This is a genomic window from Polynucleobacter sp. 39-46-10 (assembly GCF_002282275.1).
Genome location: NZ_NCJB01000337.1, coordinates 1 through 2,395, shown reverse-complemented (window position 1 = coordinate 2,395; position 2,395 = coordinate 1). Strand labels below are relative to the sequence as shown.

3 protein-coding genes are annotated in these 2,395 nt (G+C 46.6%); all 3 read right to left on the bottom strand.

Going from position 1 to position 2,395, the window contains the following annotated elements:
* On the bottom strand, window positions 1-336 hold a 336-nt coding region (locus B7X71_RS15335), incomplete at its 3' end, for an aldehyde ferredoxin oxidoreductase N-terminal domain-containing protein (protein WP_293601329.1).
* Between the two features lie 19 nt (window positions 337-355).
* Entirely contained in the window at window positions 356-832 is a 477-nt protein-coding gene (locus tag B7X71_RS15330) for a 4Fe-4S dicluster domain-containing protein (protein WP_215302433.1), read from the bottom strand.
* A 164-nt stretch (window positions 833-996) separates the two neighbouring features.
* Window positions 997-2,395 (bottom strand): SEC-C metal-binding domain-containing protein (locus B7X71_RS15325; RefSeq protein ID WP_293601327.1); only part of this gene is annotated, 1,399 nt, incomplete at its 5' end.

The following is a 2,395-nucleotide window of genomic DNA, read 5'->3' as shown; positions in this document are numbered from 1 at the left end:
TAAACAGCGCGCATCGCAGCGATATACACCAGCAGGATAAACGGCGAATAAAGCCCTACATGCCACAATGAAGGACTCATGCCGGCCTGGCCCCTTGGTCACCACTGTGTAGCGACCACCAGTAGAGGCCATCGTTCCAGTCAAGGGGCCAGTTGCCCAAATCATTTTATTTTCAGCAGACAGTGGATCAACTTTAGGATCCAACTCTTCCACTAAATACTTCGAAGCTAAACCTCGTGAGCCTAAATATTCCTTAGCCCACTGCATATTGATTGGCTCTGAGGCACAAGTGCCGGCAGTTAGATTAACGCGTAGTAATTTTCCAGCCCATGACATGATCTTTTTCCTATGCTTTTTAGTTGGAACTATTTTGATTACCGAGCTTGTCTGCCCATTCGCGCATTTTGTCTAAGCCCGTCCAGTCGGCATCTACATAGGTAATAGCCTGAGTTGGGCACGCAGTTGCACATGCTGGATCGCCGCCACATAAATCACACTTCTGAACCTTGCCAGTATCTTGAACATAATTAATAGTTCCAAAGGGACAAGAAATCGTACACACCTTGCAACCTACACAGGTGTCATCGGAAACAACTTTGGCTCCAGTGAGGATATCCAAGCTAATCGCATCAACGGGACAAGCCTGAAGACACCAAGCTTCTGCACACTGGGTGCAGGTATAAGGAACCTTCTTCCCTGTATCGTGAAACTCGAATACTTTAATTCGGGACTTAGAGGTATTAAACACTCCATAGTGCTCATAACTGCAAGCCATCTCACATTGAAGACAGCCTGTGCATTTATCTGCATTGATGTGCAGGGACTTTTGCATACCGATTCCTTTGACTCATAACTGCAATTGCTTGCATATAAGAGAAGATCTTGATCGATATAAGGGTATCTAGATAGCTAGGGAAAGCCCTAGCTATTGGGCTAAAAATAAAAATGGAGGCCAAGGCCTCCATCTAAATAACGCCATAAAAAATTATTGGCTTATTAAGCTAATGCTCCGCAGCAGTTCTTGTATTTCTTCCCACTACCGCAGGTGCAAGGGTCATTACGCCCAACCTTAGGACCACTTCGAATGGGTGCTGGAACTATTTCAATTGCTGCACCACGATCGCCGGTTGACCCCGCCACCTCAAGATCTGCATCAGCATGCTGATACTGCACGTCTGAGAGCTTAGCCAAGTCCTCGTTCATTGACTCGGAGGCTTCGTCCAACTCGCTTGCACTACGAATTTGAACTGTCATGATGTTTTTTACAACGTCATTCTTAATGACATTGAGCAGCTCACCATACAGCTCGAATGCTTCGCGGCGGTATTCTTGTTTTGGATCTTTTTGAGCATAGCCACGTAAATGGATACCTTGACGCAAATGATCCAAGGCAGCCAAATGCTCGCGCCAATGGGTATCTAAGCTGTAGAGTAAAACAGAGCGCTCAAATCCAGCGAAGGATGGACGTCCAGAAAGCTCCACTTTTGCATCATATGACTCTTTTGCCGCCTCTAGAACGCGATCAACGATTTGCTCATCGTCCATAGATTCCGCATTTTCAACCCAATTTTTCAGGTCGACAGTTAAGCCCCAATCGCTAGCCAATACATTCTCCAGGCCAACTAAGTCCCACTGCTCTTCCATGGATTCCAAAGGAACATAAATCGCACAAACGCCACGCAATACATCTTCACGCAAATTGGCAATCAGATCACCAACATCGGCGCTTTCCAATACTTCATTTCTGAGGCGATAAGTTTCTTTACGCTGATCATTAGCAACGTCGTCATACTCCAACAACTGTTTACGAATATCAAAGTTACGGCCTTCAACCTTACGCTGGGCAGACTCAATCGAGCGAGTCACCATACCTGCTTCAATTGGCTCTCCGTCTGGCATCTTGAGACGATCCATCACTGCACGCAGACGTTCTCCAGCAAAAATACGCAGAAGAGCATCGTCCAAGGAGAGGTAAAAACGGGAAGAGCCTGAGTCACCTTGGCGACCAGCACGACCGCGCAGCTGATTATCAATACGTCGACTCTCGTGACGCTCAGTACCAATAATGTGTAAACCACCCGCAGCTAAAACTTGATCATGCAAACTTTGCCATTCGTCCTGAAGGATCCTAATCTTGGCAGCTTTTTCCGCGTCCGAAAGCGTGGCATCAGCCTCAATTAAAGAAGATTGCTTACCAACGTTTCCACCCAAAACAATATCTGTTCCACGACCAGCCATATTGGTAGCAATGGTGATCATCTTTGGTCTACCGGCTTGAGCAATGATCTCAGCTTCCCGAGCATGTTGCTTCGCATTCAGAACTTGATGCGGTAACTTACGCTGAGTCAGTAGGCCTGCGATTAACTCTGAGTTTTCGATTGAAGTCGTACCAACC

Bases quoted from the DNA above. Each gene is read 5' to 3' on its own strand.
- B7X71_RS15330 (WP_215302433.1), bottom strand. From the start codon at position 832: ATGCAAAAGTCCCTGCACATCAATGCAGATAAATGCACAGGCTGTCTT.